The sequence below is a fragment of the Thermopirellula anaerolimosa genome (assembly GCF_054657335.1).
Map to the genome: position 1 here is coordinate 1842811 of NZ_BAAHYX010000006.1, position 16516 is coordinate 1859326.

General features: G+C 63.6%; 8 protein-coding genes. 2 read left to right on the forward strand and 6 right to left on the reverse strand.

The genetic code is table 11. The features are described from left to right. Positions 1–37: 37 nt before the first annotated feature. Entirely contained in the window at positions 38–1312 is a 1275-nt protein-coding gene (gene serS, locus ACYQ6J_RS12740) for a serine--tRNA ligase (RefSeq protein ID WP_460184559.1), read from the forward strand. Between the two features lie 150 nt (positions 1313–1462). Here the strand turns inward: serS and ACYQ6J_RS12745 are convergent, their stop codons facing one another. From ACYQ6J_RS12745 to ACYQ6J_RS12770, 6 genes are all read right to left on the reverse strand, one after another. Continuing rightward, complete coding sequence (locus ACYQ6J_RS12745; RefSeq protein ID WP_460184560.1) at positions 1463–4306, reverse strand: hypothetical protein; 2844 nt, start codon at positions 4304–4306, stop codon at positions 1463–1465. 53 nt (positions 4307–4359) lie between these two features. After that, the gene (locus tag ACYQ6J_RS12750; protein ID WP_460184561.1) at positions 4360–6261 is read right to left on the reverse strand and encodes an ATP-binding protein; all 1902 of its coding nucleotides are present in this window, start codon (positions 6259–6261) and stop codon (positions 4360–4362) included. Positions 6262–6555: 294 nt separating this feature from the next. After that, a complete protein-coding gene (gene hisN / locus ACYQ6J_RS12755) occupies positions 6556–7395 on the reverse strand; it encodes a histidinol-phosphatase (RefSeq protein ID WP_460184562.1) in 840 nt (279 codons plus the stop codon). A 139-nt stretch (positions 7396–7534) separates the two neighbouring features. Further along, positions 7535–8305 carry a HEAT repeat domain-containing protein gene (locus ACYQ6J_RS12760; RefSeq protein ID WP_460184563.1) on the reverse strand — a complete coding sequence of 257 codons (771 nt, stop codon included), beginning with the start codon at positions 8303–8305 and terminating at the stop codon, positions 7535–7537. A 68-nt stretch (positions 8306–8373) separates the two neighbouring features. Then, positions 8374–10938: a glycoside hydrolase family protein gene (locus ACYQ6J_RS12765; RefSeq protein ID WP_460184564.1), complete on the reverse strand. Its 2565-nt coding sequence runs from the start codon at positions 10936–10938 to the stop codon at positions 8374–8376. Between the two features lie 94 nt (positions 10939–11032). After that, complete coding sequence (locus ACYQ6J_RS12770; protein WP_460184565.1) at positions 11033–14419, reverse strand: DUF6259 domain-containing protein; 3387 nt, start codon at positions 14417–14419, stop codon at positions 11033–11035. A gap of 253 nt (positions 14420–14672) precedes the next feature. Here ACYQ6J_RS12770 and ACYQ6J_RS12775 point away from each other — a divergent pair, with 253 nt between their 5' ends. Next, on the forward strand, positions 14673–16496 hold the full coding sequence (locus ACYQ6J_RS12775; RefSeq protein WP_460184566.1) for a cation:proton antiporter: 1824 nt from the start codon (positions 14673–14675) through the stop codon (positions 16494–16496). Positions 16497–16516: the final 20 nt, after the last annotated feature.

The window sequence follows — 16516 nt, forward strand, 5'->3', positions numbered from 1 at the left end:
AAGGAGGTCGGCGCCCCATGAAACGGAGATGTGCGCGATGTTGGATCGACGTTGGGTCGTGGAACACCTGGACGACGTCAAGCGGAACTGCGAGCAGCGCGGCGTTCGCGTGGACGTGGACCGCTTGGCCGAGTTGGAAAATCGGCGGCGGGAATTGAGGACGCAGTTGGACGCGAGCAATCGCCGGGCCAACGAGATCGCCAAGTCGTTGGCGAAATGTCGCGACGAGGCCGAGCGGCAGGCCAAGAAAGAGGAGGGTCGGCGTTTGCGGGAAGAGGCGGCGCAGACGGAGCGCGAGATGAGCGAGGTCGAAGCCGAGGCCGAGGCCTTGCTTCGCTTGATCCCCAACTTGACGCATCCCGACGCCCCGCGCGGGGGCGAGGAAGACGCGCGGGAAGTGGCCCGCGGCGCCGCGCCGATCCCCAATTTCGACTTTGCGCCCTTGGATCACGTTCAGTTGGCGGAGAAGTTGGACCTGATCGACTTCGACGCCGCCGGTCGCGTGACGGGCCACGGCTTCTACTACCTGAAGAATGAGGCCGTCCTGCTGGAGTTGGCCCTTCAGCGTTACGCCATGGATATCTTGCTCCAGGACGGCTTTATTCCGATGACCACGCCGGACTTGGCCCGCAACGACATCTTGGAGGGCATCGGGTTCCTGCCGCGAGGGCCCGAGACGCAGATTTACAGCATCGAAAACTCGGACCTCAGCTTGATCGCCACAGCCGAGATCACCTTGGGCGGTTACTACGCGGGGCGCATCTTGGAGGCCGATGTGCTCCCGATCAAGATGGCGGGCATCAGCCACTGTTTCCGCACGGAGGCGGGCGCCCACGGTCGAGCCACTCGGGGCATCTACCGCGTCCACCAGTTCACCAAGGTCGAGATGTTCGCCTTCACCTTGCCCGAGCAGAGCGATGCCATGCTTGAGCATCTCCGAGGGTTGGAGTGCCGCATTTTCGACGGCCTGGGTATTCCGTACCGGGTGATCGACACGGCGTCGGGCGACTTGGGCGGGCCTGCCTATCGCAAGTACGATCTCGAGGCTTGGATGCCCGGTCGGGGCGACTTCGGCGAAATCACCAGCACCTCCAATTGCACGGACTATCAGGCTCGCCGATTGGACATCCGTTATCGCGTCAAGGGCGAGAAGGGAACCCGATTCGTTCACACGCTCAACGGCACGGCGGTGGCCGTCAGTCGGGCCTTGATCGCCATCTTGGAGAATTACCAGCAAGCCGACGGTTCGGTGATCGTCCCCGAGGTGTTGCGGTCTTGGGTGGGGAAGGATCGCATCGCCGCCCGGACTTGAGCGACCGACGCGAGGGTTCCAAAGCGCCACATCGGGAATACGCCGCCGGGACCGGTCTCCCGCGTTTTTTCGGCGCCGGGGCTTCTCGGCGCCCGGTCGACGAATGGCGATGCTGCGCCGCGCGGCCCCGTGGACGAATCGCGGTGCTGATCATCGGATCAGGTCGTCGTCCTCGTCGTCGTCATCATCGGGCAGGAAATCGTCGTCCTCGTCGGAGTCCTCGTCGTCGCCCGCCATTTCCTCGGCGATGCGTTTCAATCGCTCCTGGGTTTCTTCGTCGTATTCGTCGGGGCATTCCCGCGCCCCTTGCCAGACGACGCCCGGTCGATCGCGAAAGCCGGTATCCGCCTCGTCGCAACTCATCAATGTCGGCGGCAGGACGTAACAGCGCTGCTGGGCCTGGATGACGTAGTGCTCGGCCTCCTCTTCATTCCGCGCCAGAACGCCCCAGGAGGCGTAGTATTCTCGCCAATTGATTTGATGAGCCATGCAGGCCGGATGATTCGGCCAAGCGTCGTCCAGCGGTTGTTCCACCGCGCATTCGTAGTATTTGAGTCCCTCCGTGATGGGCCGTCGCGCCCTCTCTTCCTCGAAGTAGTCGTCGGGAACCATCCCGGCCTGGAACAATCGTTCGATCAACTCGCCCTGGAGCGGGTCCTCCGCCGGGAGGTGATCCTTGACCACACGCCACAATTGCCGCAGGATCTTCTCGATGCCCAAGGGGGTAAGGTCATCCACCTCGCGAAGCGGGACGTCGAGGATGGCTCGTACGATGTCGCGGACGGTTTCGGTTTCGCCGCGGATGGCGGCCAACCAGGCCCGCAGCGCCCGGGCCGCAAAATGGTCCGGACCGTGCAACTCCGAGAAAACGTCGATCTGCGTCTCGGCTTCGTCCGGTCGCTTGGTTTCCAGCAGGGACCAGGCAAAGTAGTAAGGCAGCCAAGGTTGTGCGCTGCGCCACTGTCCGGCCAGGTTGAAGTACGTCGCGGCCTCGGCGTAGCGTTCCAAACGAAAGGCCGCCAAACCCGCCTCCCAGGCCACGTCGGCGTCCTCCACCTTTCCTTCGCGCAAGCAAAGATCGAGCACGAAAAGGGCGTCCTCATCGCGCTTCGAGTCGGCGTAGACCTCGGCCAAGGCCAGGGCGGCGGCGGCCTGGGTACGGTCCAAGGCGAAGCTTCGGGCGAAACACCATTCCGCGTCGCCCTGTAAACCCAAGACGTGAAACAGCACCCCGGCGCGATAGCAGTGCCGCGGATGATCGGGTTTCAAATCGAGCGACTTCCGCATGAGGTGTTCCAAGGTCTGTTGGTCGGGAAGGTTCGGATCCGGCGGGCCCTCGGGGGCCTTTTCGGTGGGCGTCTCGTCGCCCGGTGCGTCCGCCGCAGCGTCGCCTTCGGCGGCCTGATCGCGGGACTCTCGCCATTCGGCGACCATTTGAGCGTGCCGCATCCAGGCCCCCAACCCCGCCGTCGCCGACAGATTCAGCACGTCCGGGTGCTCCGGGAAACGCTCGAGCAACCTTCGCGCCCATTGCCACACGTCGTTTTCGCGGCGCAGGACCGCCGCCAGTTGCCCGGCCACAAAAATCAACCGTGCCCCGTCTTCCGGCAACTCCACCTCAGCCGGATCGACGGACAGCATTTCATCCAGGATCGCCTCCATTTGTTGGGAGTCGGCGTCGGTGCCCTCGGGGAGTCGTTCGAACCATGCGTTGAACATGGGTCCCATGGGCGTTTTGTCCCAATCGACGGACGGCACGGCAGACTTCTCGGCGGCCTTTTGCGGTTCACTCTCGTCCGACGAGTCCGCGGACCGGCCGGTCAAGGGAGGAAGCGGGATGCGCTCCGCTGTGGGGGGATGCAGGAAGCCGATGGCCGAAGGGGGCACTTTGCCCGACGTGATGGCGTCCAAGCGAGAGAAGTATAACGCCGCCTCGCCCGGATTCACGTGCCGCCGCAAGTCCTTTTCCAGTCCATCCGCCTGCGCATCCTTGCCCATCATCCGCAGTACGGAGATCAACCGGGTCCGCGTCTCCAGCCATTGGGGAACCGCTTCCCATTGAGTGAGTCGCCGGTCCCAGGCGTCCAGGATTTCGGCGGCCTCCGCGGGACGATCGGCGCAGGCCGCGACTACGGCCTCGAACAGGGCCTTGCGCCAAGCGAAGTCGGGGTTTTCGTCCTCCGGCGGAAAGAGCGACCAATCCAGCGGTTCGCCCACCTCGGCGCACAGTTCCGGCAATTCGTCGCCGCGTCCCGAGAGGTGCAGCGCCGAACCCAGCAGCGTGAAGGCGTCCAGCTTGGCCAGCAGCGGCGTGTGATAGACCTTGGCCAACTCCAAGGCCCGGCGACTTTGGTCCACCGCCTCCGACAGTCGCCCGCACAGCAAGTGGATAAAGGCGTGCATCCGGGCGCCCTCGAAACGATGGTCGCCCTGATCCAGGATGGGCAATTTGTTTTCGATCGACCGCGCGAAGTGCAGGGCCGTCTGCTCATCGCCCAGAGTCAGATAGACCCACACCGTGTAATCGCGAAAGCAATCGAGGCAGGCGATCTTTCCCGTTCGGCGGCAGACTTCATTGCCTTCCCGCACCACGTCGCGTACCCGGGGAGAACCATATCCGTAGCGAATGGCGGCGTGAGAACCCAAATGATGATAGGCGCAGGTCGAAAGCCAAAAAACGACGCCTTGATATTCATCGTCGGGAAATTCGGGTTGGAACTGCCGAGCGTGCTCCTCGCTCTCCAGCAAGGCGACCATTTCGGTCGCCAATTCCATGCCCAATTCCGTCTCGAAGGTGCACAGAGCACAATGCGTAATTGTGAGCGTGGCGCGAATGTAGGGCACGACCCGCCGCTCGGTCTTTGCCAATCTTCTCAGTTCGTGCGCGACGCGGATCGACGAACGGAAGAAACCGCGATCCTCCAACTCTTCCTGTCGACCCCATAACTCCTGCATTTGCCGATCGACAGGGTCCGCCGGTAATTCGGTTGACATGGGAGGTCCTCCTGGAATGACGAGAAGTTTTCGGGCGGCGTCGGACCCGGAGGTCAATCTCCGCCGGGTCGCGAATCGCGCCCCCACAGGGCTTCCGCGATCCACATCAGATCGTCTTCTTCGCGTTGAAAGGCGGCGTGATCCGGGACCCAACCCGCCGTCGCCAAAGCCTTGCCGACCAGCAATCGCACCACGCTGCCCAGCGGCGTGCCGGGCGATTGTTCCAGAGCGCGGCCGACCAAACGGTGATCGAGATTGAGAACCACTTCGTTCGGGCGGGGGACGTCGCCCGAGAAATGGGCGTCGATCAATCGCTGAAATCCCGCCGGCACGCTGCCGCTTTTCTTCAATTCTTCGAAGGTCTTGTATAATTCGGCGCGTTCGCTCAGGAACGCCATGACCGGAATTCGCGGAGCGAACCTTCCCACCAGCACGCGCACTCGATCGGACCCGAGGAAGTCCTGCCAAATCGGCGGCGCATCGCTTAAATCTCCCATGCCGAGGACGCCGCGCGCGAAATCGGGACTGCCCGGCCCGGCGATGCGGACGTCGATGCTGCACCCTTCCGCCGCCAAGTCCGCCGCCATCAAGGCCAGCAGGGTCTCTTCAAAGCTCCGCAGGGTGTGCACGCACGGGGCCGGATAATCCAAGAACAGCGTGTTCATCCAAGATTCTTGGTGCCGATTGGGATTGTACCACAGCACGTAATCCGCGTCCCCGTCGAAGAGCGTGCGACTGCGACTCCGTTTGAATATCTGCTCGAACGTCAGCAGTCCCTGGGAGGTGCTGAAACGGTAGCTACGACGCAGCAGAAGGCGTAGGCGCTCTTGAGCCAGCGCCGCTCCCGCCAAAAGGTAGCGGTGCCAAGCGATCAGCGTTTCCCAACGTTTGGGATCGTTCTCGGTTAGGTTCTCGAAGTGCGAAAAGATGATGCGATCCAGTTCGTCCTGCACCCAACCGAAGCGCACGTTGCGGACCAGGTCCTCGCGACTGACCGTGGGGTCGCACTCGGGTAACTCCACGACTCCGCGGATGAACGGGGCCCAATCCGGCAGCAGTCCTTGCAGGCGGCGGGAGATGACCATCCTCCGGACGGTGACGGTCAAGGTGGGGGCGTCGGTAAAGCCGGGCGTTCGCTGCGGCGTGACGTACAGCGCCCCGCGGACCGTGACCGGTCGCTCCACGCGGAGGGGTATCACCTCCAGCGGCGTCTCCCCGAAGTAGGACTCCAACTCCATTTCCAAGGCGTGGCGGTCGGGAGTGGTGTCCAGCCAAGCGGCGGTTCCCACGTTCACGCGCCGACTGCCGTCGTTGAGGAAAATGGGGAGAGGAAGAAAGTCCGCGTACTGGCGGATCACCGCTTCCAGCAATTCTTCTTGCTCGGCATAGGCGGCAAATTCCGGCTTGAGATGCAGTCGCACGGTGGTACCGCACGATTCCCGCCGGGCCGAGGCCAGCAAGATGTCGGTTCCCGAACCCGCCTCCCACAGCACGGCGCGGTCATCGTCGCGGTGCCGTGAGACCACGACGATCCGTTCGGCCAAGAGGAACCCGCTGAGCAGGCCGACGCCGAATTGCCCGATGAGGCTGGCGGACCCGGGCGCATCGCCGCGGCGCTTGATCCAACCGCTGATGCCCAGTCCCAGCGTCCCCAAGTACGTCTCGGCCTCTTCGGGCGTCATGCCGATGCCGTCGTCGCTGACTTCGAGGACGTGTTGTTCGGCGTTTTGCCGCAGGTCGATCCGCCCCTGAAACGTCACCTCCTCGGCCCGGCGCCGCATGATACCGTCGTGGGCGTTTTGGATCAATTCCCGAACGGCGACCTCGGGGCGACTGTAAAGGGATTCGCCCATCAGTTGGATGATGCCGCCCACATCGACCTGAAAGGGAACGCGTTTGGACCACGCGGGCGATTCGGAGGGTTGTTCGCTGGAAACGGGTCGCTCGGAATCCATCGTCAATCCGTGGAGTAAGTATGCATTGCGGGTGTGTCGCCGCGTTACCCGGACCGACGGCGGCGTCGCGAAGAGGAAAAAGGCGTCTTCGGGAAAGAGGACCGTCCGTCTCCCGCCGATTCACCATTCGTCGTTGGGGCTCCGCTTCCGGCGCCCCGGCGATGTCGTTTCGGGCCGACGATCGCGCACTCTCGCATTATCGGGGCAAACGCCGCCGAGGTACAGGGTCGGAGCGTCATTTGCCGGAGGGGAAACGGCGGTCGCCGTTTGTCGTTCGCGCGACGGGCGTGCCTTTCAACTCCGTGGCGACGTTTCCGGTGGAGGCGCGGAGAGGACGGCGAGAACCTCCTCGTGCAGTAAGTCGTTGGAGCCGAAACCGTTGCCCGACGCAAAGGAATAGACTCCTTGCCAGTCACTGAAACGTCCGCCGGCCTCGCGAATAATGGGGGCCACGGCGGCGGCGTCCCACACCTGCATCAAGGGATCGATCATGAAATCGACGCGACCGGTGGCGACGAGAAGATAGCCGTAGGCGTCTCCCCAGGTGCGAACCAAACGGGCGGACTCTTGCAGGCGGAAAAAGGCGTCGCGGCGTCCCACGTGGTCGAAATTCGCCACCTCGCTGGTGACCCAGGCGGCCTCCGCCAATCGTCGGCAAGACGAAACGTGGGCCGGTTGCGGCGGCGAGTCACCGCGAACGTACCAGGCCCCCATGCCTTCCGCGGCGTAGACACATTCGTCCAAAGCCGGAATGCGGGCGACTCCGGCAGCGGCGCGATCTTCGTACACGATTCCCACCAGCGTCCCGTACAGCGGCACCCCGTGAATGAACGATTTCGTACCGTCGATGGGATCGAGTATCCAACGATAGGCTCCGGACCCTTCCGCCGTCCCCCATTCCTCCCCAACCACCCCGTCCTCCGGGAAGGCTTCGGCAATGCGCCGTCGCAGGTGACTCTCGGCTTCGCGGTCGGCGACGGTCACGGGCGAATCGTCCGCCTTGCGTTCGATTTCGATCTCCGAGCAAAAGTACCGGAGCGTGATTTCACCCGCCTCGCGAGCGATTTTCACGGCCCAATCCAGTCTGCGGCGGAGTCCGTCGCTGCCGCCGACGAAGGTCTCGGATGCGTTCATGGCGTCCATTTCCTGCACGGTTGACGGGCCGAAGCGGTACTCCCTCCTCTCGCTTTCCGCGGCCCGTTCCATAAGAGGTTTCGGTCGCGGGCGGGCGCTTATCGCCGGGCTTCGTCTTCCAAATCCACGGCGTGAGCGTTCACGGCTTGGAGGAAGCGCGAATGCTTCTGACGGCCTCCTCGATGGAGATCTTGGCCACCGGTCCGGCGGACTGCAAGGCCTTTTCCAAAGCCGGCAGGGCGACCTCCGCGGCGGGCCCCATCCGCCCCAGGGCATCGGCGGCGGCGCCCTGCACGTTGGGGTCCGCATCGGCCAAGGCTTCCATCAATTGTGAAATCACGTCCGGACCGTCGGCCCCGCACTTCCGCAGGGCTTTGGCCGCGGCGGCGCGGACGGCAGGATCCTCGTCCTTTAACGCGGCGCACAGGGTTCGAGTCGCCTGGGGATCGCCTTGGCCGGTCGTCCCCAGGGCCTCCGTCGCCGCGGCACGGACGTCCCACGCCTCCGCCCGGCAAGCCTCGGACAACTCGGGAACCGCCGCCTTGGCCGCGGCGCCCAGGGCGCTCAAGGCCCGGATCGCGGAGACGCGGGCATCGACGTTGTTCGTCTCTCGCACCACCTTCCGCAGGGCGGCGACCTGTCCCGGCCCGTACTGGACCAGGGCGTCGATGGCCTGGTCTCGTACTTGCGGTTTGCGGTGGCTCAAGAGCGAGAGCCACTCCTCGGGCGTCTTGTCGGTGTAGCGGAACTCGCGAAAGGGAGCGCGGTCGCCGGATCGCCGCCCGGCCGGATTCTCACCTTCCTCGCCCATGGGCGGCATGGGGCGACACCCGACCGCCGTACCGAAACAAGCGAGTAGCACGCCGAGGGTTGCCCCCAAAGAGATCCGCGACCACCGTCTTCGCATCATCGTTGCCGTCGATCCTCTTGCCGATTGGCTGCTGCAATTGCCGTGCCGCGCGGTTGCGGCCCACGTCTCTATTCTAATCCGGTGGTGGGAAATTCATCCTCTCCCAGGGACTGGATTTCCACGATGCTCTTGCCGCCGTCGATGACGACCTGGTACCGGATGCCCGGTTTGGCGTGGATGACCACGCGACCGTCTCGCAGTTCGGCGGGGAAGGGGATCACGACGCGGTGTCCCTGGACATCCAGGACCTGCGGACGGTCCGATTCGCCGGAAAGCTTGCGCCGCAGGATGTACAGCGCGCACGGGTTGATGAAGGGTCCGTTGCGATTTTGGGCCGCGAGAGAGAATGAATCGGGCAGCGTTCCCGCCTTCGGATCGCCCGGCGGCACCTGTTGCTGCTCGCCCGAGATCAGAATCCCCCAGGCCAGACGATTCCAGTCCAGCGTGGAATCGTACGGCGCCAACATGGTGAGGGAGTAAGCGTAAACCAGGCCGCACCACTGCACGGGCAGGCCGATCCAGTTCGGCGCGACCCAATTCGTGGCGCCGTAAACGGGGATGGTGGCGTACAGCATGACGGGGTGTTCCGCCCAGAGATAGACGAAGGGAATGCCGGTGATCGCCCACTTGCGAGCCAGTTCCAGGTATTCCTTGTTGCCGGTCAGTTCGTAACCGCGAACATAGGCGGCAACGAGGTGCGCGGAGGCCAAGATATCCGGCGTGTGGAGCGACAACTCCCAGACCTGGGCCCCTCGCGGGGTGCGGAATCGCTTCATATACTCCAGCGTACGGATTCCGGCCTGAAGGGCCTCTTGGTCGCCCGTTAAATAGGCGTATTCCAACAGTTGCTTGGCATACTGCGCGCAATAACCGCTCGCGGTGTCCTCGAAGTGGCCTTTCAGGTAGCGCCCTGAATAACGGTAGGAACCGTCCGACTGTTGGGCACGAAGGGCCTGCTGCGCTCGATTGCGTTGGTACTGCGCCCAGAGGTCGGCTCGACCGGTGAGGAAGAAGGCATAGTCGTCGGATAGGTGCCCGCCGCCGGGAACCAGGGTCGGCGTCGGCGGGACCTCTCCCGTGATCCGCCCGACGGTCGAAGCCATGTCGGCGAAGAATTGTCGTTTCCAATTGGGTTCCACGCAGTGCCCCCAACCCTCATCGTCGCGGAGCGGACCCTGAGTGAGCGCCCAAAGCACCAGATCCTCCTGCTCTTTGGCCGATCGCGGCGGATCGGGAGTCTCGGGCAACCCGTGCCTTCCAACGGCCCAAAGGATCGCGTCCTCCAGCGACTCTTGTTTCAGACGCAAGAAGGCGTCGTAGCGCATGCCCAGCAAGCTCATGCGATGCTCCGCCGCGCCGTCCACGAAATTCGGCGTGGCATAAGTCGGTTGCAATCGCATGTCGTCCCAACTCAGGGCGACGGTCGCTTTCTCGGTGGTGAAGGCGGCGAGGGGCATGGTGACCTTGAGTCGATCCGGCGCAAATCGTGAATGCTCCGGCGTTTCGATGTCGGCCTTGGAGGAACTGCACTCGCCCTTGCCCAGGTATTCCAAGCCGGCGAACAACCCTTGCTCCAATCCGCCGCGGGCGCGAACGACGGGGCCTTCCACGAATTCGTCCGCCTCGATTTGGAAGCGAATCTCGCCGTCCGTCGGCCGAACGGCGACGCGAATCCCTTCCGCTGAGAGGTCTAAGCCTCCTTCGACGCTCCGAACCTGGAAGGCGGGGATGCGGGTGAATTGGCCGGGCCGACCCGGTTGCGACGGCGCCGCCACCGGCGCGATCGCCGCGAGAATCGCGTCGCCCTTGCGCAGCCTGATCACGTTCGAGTTTTGTGCGGCCTCCAGCGTCAAGTCCGCCTCGCCCGGCACCGGACAGCCGATCCATTCGGCGGGGGCGTCGTCGTGCACGACGACGGCTTGCCTGGCGAGTGCGGGATGTCGCGGCAACTGCACTCGCAATTCCACCAAATCCAAAAGACGATCCGACGCGGTCGGTTGCCGCAAGGCCGCAACCTCGTTCGGAGCGAGTTCGACCGATCGGTCGCCGTGCCGAAAAGCGACGGTTTCTTTGACCGCGTTCCGCACGTGAAAGATCACGGCATCGTCTTCTACCGCCACTTGTTCCACGACCAGCGGACCGGCCGTCAGCGGGGTGATGCGAACTTCGGCGATCTCGAACCGGCCCTCGGCTGTGCCTGGGTCGATCCGAAGATTGCGAAAACCGCCGGGGGTGTGAATCCGCGCCACGTACGTGTGCCATTGGCCGTCCGCCGCAATCGCGGAATGGCGCGATTTATCCTCTCCTCGACCGGGAGAATCACCGCAGGTCCAAAAGATGCCGAAACCGCCGGGGACCGTGGTGCGGTGACGAACCTCCACTTGGAAGTCCTCGCCGGGGAGTTGGATGTCGCGGCCGATGTACGGGTCGTCACCACGGCTTTCCACCGCTAATATCCCGTTTTCAACCGACAGCGAGCATTGATTCTCGGCCCGAAAACCGCCGGAATCCTTCTCGAAGGAGATCACGATCGGTTCCCCGCCGGGTGTGAATTCCCGGGGATACGGATTGACAGGTTCTGCGGCAGGTTGCAAGCACACAACGGCGGCGAAAAGCCAAGGGGAAAGCGTCACGGTGGTGCTCCTCGTTGCTTAAGGGTGGTTGGATTCTCCATCCGGACGTGCGACGTCGCCGTCGCGCCGGGCGGAACGTTGAGTTAACGTTGGACTAACGCTGGACGGATTGTAGCTCCCAGGCATGAACGGAGGCGGGCGGCAAGACCGCATCCACGCCCCAGCTTGCCGCAGATTCGGTCGGGCCTTCGACGGTCTCGGCGGTTAACCGGCGGACGGATAGCGGGCGATCCGGCAACCCCCAGCGGGCGGCATCGATTTCGATCCGCACGGGGACCGGTTGCTCGGCGGCGTTGACGGCCAAGACCAGCAAGCGATTTTCCCGAGGCAAGGCCCAGCAACCGCGAAACACGGCGTCGGTGGTGACCCACATGGTGCCTCCCCATTGCCAGTCGGCGCGGAGTTTGGGAATTTCACCCAGGACGCGAGGCGGTCGGGCCATTTCGCCCGCGTAGAAATATCGCGCCGTTTCGGCGCGGAGCGTGACCAACTTCTTCAAAAAGGCGGCGTTGTTTTCCTCTTGCAGAACGCCGGGGTTGATCCAGCCAAGCTGTTCGCCGAAGACCAACTGCTGTGCCGCCCGCATCCGGAGCGCCGTGTCTCGGTTCCTGCCCGCTTCCTCCGAAGGTAACAGCCCGCTCCCCGTCCCTCCGTAATATCGGCCGAACATCTGCACGCTTCCCCCGTACACGGCGGGAAACAGCGGAACCTGATCGGGATACTGCCAGTGCCAGGTCAGGTAGCCGTCGAACCATCGGATGAACGGTTCCGCATTGCACTCCGTGGTGATCATGCGGTCTCGGGGCATGGACCGCCGAAGCGCATCGAGGAGATGCCAATACGACTCGGTCCACCAATGCCCGCCGCCGAGAGGATGCCCGTGGGACGGATCGAAGCACAAGGTCGGCGCCGCCGCCGCGATCTGATCGATGTATACGCCGTGCACACCGCACTCGGAGAATAGCCGCAACACGATTTCGCGGACGGTATTCTGCCAGAGCGGCGTGGAGGGGCACATCACGCCCAAGCGGACCGGGCTGCCGTCTTCTTCCTTGCTGTTGTAAGTTTCCACGTAAGGCTCACCTTTTTCGTCCTTGGAGACCGCCGGCTTGGCCTTCAAGGTGAACTCGAAATCCTCCATGCCCCGGTCGCGCGTATCCCACAACCGACCGTTGATGTACGGCATGACGTGAACGCCGTGCGATTGCAAGTCGCGGACGCCCTCGGCGAAGCCGTCTTTCGTGGGGAAGTAATGGGGATAGTCGTTGTCGAAGGGGATTTGGTGCCAATTGTACCAGTGGAATCCAACCGGCACGCCGAAGTACTCGGCGAACTTGCGGACCGACTCGACGCAATCGCCCGGGGCGCCGCCGCTCAGCGCCCAAATCGGCAGTTCCCGCATCCACGGCGGAGTATCTTGGCGTCCGTCAGGCCCCAATTCGGGAAACCAGCGGGCTTCGCGCCTTACCCAATCGCGATAGATTCTCGCGGCGTCGAACCAGTCGCCGTCGAACAGTCGCCAGACGACCTCGCCGGAGGTTTGGAAGGTGTTGCCGGGCGTCCCCATTCCTTCCGCCCACTGTTCGACGGTGTAGTCCACGAGGCGTTCCCGGGGGCGGCTGTGTAACTGCAATTCCTTCGTTCCGCCAAACGGATCATGGACGCCGATGTAGAGGCCCGATCGGTTGTCGTGCGGATAGGCCGCCACGAACTGCATGGTGACCCAACCGCTGGGATAGCGCCCGCCGAAATCGACGGCGCGGCGCCAAGCCCCTTGCTCGGCCACGCCCGCGGCCTTGGGGTAGACCAGCCAACCGTCCGCGTCCGGTTCGAGCAGAACCATTTGGGGAAACCGTACGGAGCGGATGCTCCGATTCTCGCCGGCATTTCGGACCTCGAGCGTCCAGCGGATGGCGTCGTTGGTTTCGTCGGCTAACGCTCGGGCGACGACGCCCAACCCGTGCAGGCGGGCGTCCGCCGGATTCCGGAATTCCAGCGTCAGCGTGCGTTCGCCGGGATCGAGCGTGACGGAGAAGTCTTGCCAGCCCTGATCGGAATTCAAGGCGATGTCTTCCTCGCCGCCGACTGCGCGGACGTTCACCGTGAACAGCGGCAGACGGTCGCCGGTGATCGCTCGACCGTCCAGGGCGTCGTGCAGGGTCGGCCCGATGACGCCGGTCCGATCGCGTTCGCAAACCAAGGCGACTCGCCCGGCGGAAAGGACGACGAAGCGATCGGGCAGGCGGCCTTCAGCGGCGGCCAAGGCGTCGTCCCAGCGACCCTCCGCCTCCAGTCGCCGGGCCAAGCCCGCGACGACCGGCGAAACGTTTTGCGCACCGGCAATGATCCGGCGGTGGACTTCGTCCGTCGTCACCGCAGCTTGTGCTACCTTGGGAAGTTGCCCTTGCACGGATGCGAGTCGCGCGGCGGGATCGTCGGCCGAAAAGCCGAATATCCAGGCGGATTTGTCCAGGATACCGGTTTCCCACGGCTGCCAAGCGGCGTCGCCGTTGGATTGGATGTAATGGGCATCGCCGCCGGGCGAATCATAAATGAGGACGTTGCCGGGCGACGCCAGCCCGAGGGCGCGCGGGCCGTCCAGGATGACGGCGGCTTCAGTCAAGCGGTGCGACTTGCCGGCACGTTCGAAGCGGCCCCGCTGTACCGGATCGCCGCCCAGCCATTCCGCCGCCGTTTTCTCGGAGAACTGCAACTCCAGAAAGTGGTGTTCGTCCCATCGGAAAGGCGCACTCTGCGCCGCTCTCGCGCGGACCCAAATCCAAGGGGCATCGTGGAAATACACCCAATCGTAGACCGCCCAAGGTCGGGATTCCGGATCATTGCTCCCCGATTTGTACCGTGCCCGGGTGCGAATCACGGTGCCGATCGGCCCGACGCCCAGTTTCACGATCTCCGCTTGAGTATCGTTTCCCGGCAGAAAGCTCCCCTTATCGCGGTGATGAACGCGATCCGCAAGTCGCAAAGGGAAGTCTTTGTCGGCGGATTTCACGCGGAGGGAAGCGAAAAAGCCCCCGCGCTCTCGCAGGTGCTCGGCGGCAAAGTGCGGCGTGTCGACGCTGCCGTCGAAGCTCCCAGCGATCGGCGGGGCCGATCCTTCGGCGACCCGCAAGACGACGTGGTCGGGCGGTGGGTCGGGAAGATCGAGCAGCAGCGTTCCCGATCCGTCGTCGGGCGTCGCCGTCAGGTCGGCTTCGGGGTCGTCCATATGGGGAGCGGGAAGGAATTGGGCAGGGATCGCGCGACCGTCCGAAGTCACGACCTGAAGCCGCTCGGCCCAACCCGGTCCCCAACCGCACCGTTCCGCCGCCGCCGCAAGCCGCAACTCCAGTATCACCGGCCCGGCGCCCACCGGCGGATCGAGCAGCACAACGGCTTCCTCCGCGGGAGTCCGAACGCTCCCCAAACCAAGGGCGATCCAACCAATAACCGCCGCGAATATGCCTTTCAGCAAGCTCCCCATCGGAACCTCCTGCTACACCCTTTGTTCTTCGGCTTTCATAGGAGATACGGTCCGCAAGGATCGGGGTCCCTTCGCCGCTACGAAATTCTGCATTGATGGCATATAATTCGGCCTTGATCGAATCCGCTGTTCCGCGGTCGCGTTGGAAAGAACAATCCGAACGTCTCCGTAGTGGGAAAGCTCTCTGTCGGGGCGGCGACCGCTGTGGCGTTTCCCGGCCCTGCGTTTGGGAAATCGAGGATCATCACGACCTATGGAAATCTTGCCTCAATTGGTGCTGGTGTTGAGCCTCGGCATCGCCGCACAATGGTTGGCGTGGCGGCTTCGCATCCCGGCGATTATCTTGCTGCTTTCAACGGGTATCATCGCCGGGCCGTTTACGGGCATCATTCACCCCGACCGATTGCTCGGGGACCTTCTCATGCCGACGGTATCGTTGGCGGTCGCCGTCATTTTGTTCGAAGGCGGGCTGAATCTCAAGTTTCGCGAGCTGCGGCAATTGCAAGGCGTTTTTCTGCGGCTGATGACGCTGGGAGTGGCGGTCACCTGGTTGGGCGCCGCGGCGGCAGCGCGGTGGACCCTCGGCCTGTCGTGGGGGGCCGCCGCTTTGATCGGCGCGGTGCTGACCGTGACCGGCCCGACGGTCATCGGACCGCTCCTCCGTTCCTTACGTCTGCGGGGCGCGACCGGAGCCATCCTAAAATGGGAGGGGATCGTCGTCGATCCGCTGGGTGCCGTCTTGGCGGTGGCCGCCTTTCAATTCGCGCACCTCGACGGCGGCCATGGCCCGTGGCAGGAGGCCCTGCGTCAAATCGCCGTATCGGCCGCGGTCGGTCTGATCGGCGGCGCGGCCACGGCGATAGCCTGGGGGCAATGCATACGCCGCCATTGGATTCCCGAGTTCTTGCAAAGCCCCGTCGCCCTGGGAATGGTATCGCTGCTTTTCGCGGTCACAAGCCGGTACGGCGAAGGGGCGGGACTACTGGCCGTTACGGCGGCGGGCATCGGCCTGGCCAACAGCGGCATTTCCGTGCGAGGGATTTTGGAATTTAAGGAAAACTTGGCCGTCGTCCTGGTGTCCAGCCTCTTTATCGTCTTGGGTGCTAGATTGTCCCGGGATACCGTGTTCTCCTTCGGGCTACAGGAATTGATGTTTGTGGGCATTCTGACATTGATTCGCCCCATTGCCGTCACGATTTCCACGTTGGGGAGTTCGCTCAATTGGCGCGAACGTGCGTTCTTGAGTGCCGTGGCCCCGCGCGGTATCGTGGCTGCGGCGGTGATCTCGGTTTTCGCCCTGGAACTGGAGGAATTCGACCCTCACTCCGCCGCCCTTCTGCCCTCCGCCACTTTTGCCGTTATCTTGGGCACGGTGACCGTGGCCGGACTTTTCGCCCGACCGCTGGCCCGCCGCCTGCAACTGATCGACCCCAATCCGCAAGGGACGATCTTCGTCGGGGGATACGCCTTTGCCCGAGCACTGGCCAAGACGTTGAAGAGCGAGGGCTTTCCGGTCCTCATCGTGGACACGGATCGCATCAAAACCGCGGTGGCCCGAATGCAGGGATTGCCTGTCTATCACGGCAGCGCCATCGCCGATCGCACGATCGAAGAGCTGGATTTTTCCGGAATGCGGCGCGTCCTGGCCATGACGCCGAATGATGAATTGAACAGCCTGGCCTGCCTTCAATTCTCGCACGTCTTGGGCGGGCGCGAAGTCTTCCAATTGCATTACACGGATCCTCGCGAAGCCAATAACGGCGGCGGAGTACCGCAGGCCTGCGGACGATTTCTCTTCGACGAAAAAATCTCGTTCACCAAGCTGATGGAACGGTTCGGTCAGGACGTGAGCGCAAAAACGACCCGCTTGACGCCGGAGTTCGATTTCCAAGCCTACCTCAAGCAACACGGCAATTCCGTCCTTCCGGTCTTCCTGATCCGAAAGAAGCAGGAGTTGCTGGTCTTTGCGGCCGACGAGCGACTTTCCCCCCAACCGGGCGATGTCGTCGTCGCACTGTGGCAAAAAGCGAACGCGGTCGCCGCCAAAGTCGAAGAGGCCGAGGAAGACGATCGCTGATTGCCTCCCTGACTTTAAGG